Source organism: Micropruina sp., assembly GCF_047607385.1.
Taxonomy (GTDB): Bacteria; Actinomycetota; Actinomycetes; order Propionibacteriales; family Propionibacteriaceae; genus Micropruina.
In genome coordinates this window covers 1-2793 of record NZ_JASGDE010000177.1, presented here as the reverse complement: position 1 = coordinate 2793, position 2793 = coordinate 1, and the positions used below count along the sequence as shown (strand labels likewise).

Annotated in this window: 4 protein-coding genes and 1 pseudogene; all 5 read right to left on the bottom strand. The window is 68.4% G+C overall.

The genetic code is table 11. The annotated features are described in order from the left end of the window. Positions 1–55: 55 nt before the first annotated feature. Positions 56–397 (bottom strand): DUF3349 domain-containing protein, encoded by a 342-nt coding sequence (locus tag QM582_RS15730; RefSeq protein WP_415085950.1) that lies wholly within the window; start codon positions 395–397, stop codon positions 56–58. Positions 398–407: 10 nt separating this feature from the next. Continuing rightward, a complete protein-coding gene (locus QM582_RS15725; RefSeq protein ID WP_415085948.1) occupies positions 408–731 on the bottom strand; it encodes a DUF3349 domain-containing protein in 324 nt (107 codons plus the stop codon). Positions 732–736: 5 nt separating this feature from the next. Further along, positions 737–997: a hypothetical protein gene (locus tag QM582_RS15720; RefSeq protein ID WP_415085947.1), complete on the bottom strand. Its 261-nt coding sequence runs from the start codon at positions 995–997 to the stop codon at positions 737–739. A 45-nt stretch (positions 998–1042) separates the two neighbouring features. Beyond that, entirely contained in the window at positions 1043–2284 is a 1242-nt protein-coding gene (locus tag QM582_RS15715; RefSeq protein ID WP_415085945.1) for an inorganic phosphate transporter, read from the bottom strand. A 191-nt stretch (positions 2285–2475) separates the two neighbouring features. Next, positions 2476–2793, bottom strand: a pseudogene (locus tag QM582_RS15710) (ketol-acid reductoisomerase); the annotation flags it as partial.

The window sequence follows — 2793 nt, the reverse complement described above, 5'->3', positions numbered from 1 at the left end:
GCCACAGGGGGGGCAGGGTGGGGGTTGCGCCACGGGGCCCGCCGTGTCACTGGTGTCAGGAGTCGTCGGAGGTGTCGGTCCGGACGGCGTTCAGCCGCGCCCAGACCGGCTCCACGTAGGCCACGTCGATGCCCGAATCGGCCAGCTTCTCGCTGATCCGGCGGATCTCCGACTCGCTCGGCAACTCGTGGGTGACCCGCAGATATTCGGCCCCCACGTCCACCCGGACCGCCGGGATCAGACCGTCCCGGACGATCCGATCGGCCAGTTCGTTGATCTCCTCCTGGGTCAGCCGCCGGCGCAGGACGGCGAGCAGCGGCACGTAGTCCGCCTCGGGAATGCCGTGCGGGTAGCCGCCCTTGAGCCAGGCGACGATTCGTTCGATCCGGGACAACACATCCGTTTCCTCAGCCTCGACCGACCGGGGTCGAAGCACTGATCGCCTTGTCGAGCGGCCAGCCGCCCGCCGCGAGCCGGCTCGCGACGCGACGCACGTCGTCCTCGGACGGCTCTTCGAGCGCGTGCTGCCGGATCCGTTCCCGGATGGCTTCCTCGCCGCTGTCGCCGTCCTTCTGCAGCTGCAATGCCAGTTCGGTCACCTCGGCATCGGTCAGCGACCGGTGCAGGATGCCGAGCAGTGCCACGTAGTCGTGCGCGGGGACGCCGTCGGGGTAGCCGGCGCGCAGCCACCCGACGATGGTCTCGATGGGAGTGGAGTTTCGCTCAGCCATGGCGCTCAGTGCTTCTTCACGAAGGTCGGGAAAATATTGTCAAAGGATACGTTATAGCCGAAGCCGGAGGACACGATGATCGCGATGCCGATCGCGATCACGGCCAGCACCAGGGCGAAGCAGAGGTAGGCGACGAGCTTCATCGCGGGCTTCCCCGGCTCGTGGCCGACCTCGGCGTCGCCGCCGGCACCGATGGCCAGCGTCCGGATGCCGAAGGCGAACAGAGCCGGCAGACCCGCGCCGATCACGACGCCGACCAACAGCACCTGGCCGACCGCATTTGCAAAGAGTTGGAACATCGTCGGGTCCTCTCAGGCCTTGGCGTTCGCCGCGGTGGGGGTGCTGGACGACACCGAGGAGCCCGGGGTCGCGTTGGGATCCCAGTCCTCGTTGACGTTGCCGGCGTGGACGGCGGTCTTGCGGGAGTGCCGGATCATCCAGGCGGTCAGTCCGACCAGCACGCCGAAGACGATCAGCACGCCGGCGTAGCCGCCGATGCCGTTGCCGATGAAGTAGCAGGCGGCACCGACCAGGCCGGCCGCCGGCAGGGTCACGAACCAGGCCAGCACCATCCGCAGCGCGACGCCCCAACGGACCTCGGCGCCACGGCGTCCGAGGCCGGAGCCCAGGATGGAGCCGGTGGCGACGTGGGTGGTGGAGAGCGCGAAGCCGAGGTGGCTGGAGGTCAGGATGACCGCTGCCGAGGACGCCTCGGCGGCCATGCCCTGCGGGGACGAGATCTCGACCAGGCCCTTGCCCAGGGTGCGGATGATCCGCCAGCCGCCGGTGAAAGTGCCGGCCGCGATGGCCACCGCACAGGCGATCTTCACCCAGGTGGGAACGTTGGTGGTGTCGGTCCAGGTGCCGTAGGCGATCAGCGCCAGGGTGATCACACCCATCGTCTTCTGGGCGTCGTTGGTGCCGTGCGCCAGCGAGACCAGGGACGCGGTGCCGATCTGGCCCCAGCGGAAGCCGGACTCGGCGTAGCGGGTGGCGACGCCGGTGGTGATCCGGTAGATCAGCCAGGTGCCGATGGTGGCGACCAGCGCCGCGACCACCGGAGAGGCGAAGGCCGGCAGGATGACCTTGCCGACGACGCCGTCCAGCTTGCTGCCGTCGCCCATCCAGTTCACGCCGCCGATGCCCAGCGCGACCAGCGCCGAGCCGACCAGGCCGCCGAACAGGGCGTGCGAGGAGCTGGACGGCAGGCCGAGCAGCCAGGTCAGCAGGTTCCACAGCACCCCGCCGATCAGTCCGCAGAAGACGATCATCAGCAGCCCGTGGCCATGATTGGCGAGGAACTCTGCCTTGGGGGCGCCGCTGGAATCCTGGATCCGGATGACGGCGTTGGTAACGGTCAACGCCACCTCGACGGACAGGAACGCACCGATCAGGTTCAGGATCGCCGACAGTGCGACGGCGGTCTTCGGCTTGAGCGCACCGGTGGCGATCGACGTCGCCATGGCGTTGCCCGTGTCATGGAAGCCATTGGTGAAGTCGAACGCGATAGCGGTACCGATCACCAAGATCAACAGTAGTAACTCAAGTGTCACATTCGGAAGCCTCGGATGCCCGGGTGAACGTCCACCCCGCCGAAGGTGAACAGAAGGTGTCATCAGCCGGTCGGCTGGGCCAAATCTGCCCCGGCGTCGCGGCCCCGGAACATGCAGAACGGGCGCCGGGTCCCTTGTGGGGAGCGGCGCCCGTTCCGGGTGCGTCCCGTGGTGGGGGGACGCACGATCGATCAGCGTGCGGCGGTGCCTTCGACGTAGTCGTCGTCGTGGCTCTTCACCCACGCCATCAGCTTGCGCAGTTCGCGACCGGTGGCCTCGATCGGGTGCGCCTCACCGGCGGCCCGCAGCTTGGCGAACTCCGGCGCGCCGGCGTCCTGGTCGTCGATGAACCGCTTGGCGAAGGCGCCGGACTGGATGTCGGCCAGCACGCCCTTCATGTTCTCCTTCACCCGGGCGTCGATCACCCGCGGGCCGGAGACGTAGTCGCCGAACTCGGCGGTGTCCGAGACGCTCCAGCGCTGCTTGGCGATGCCGCCCTCGTACATCAG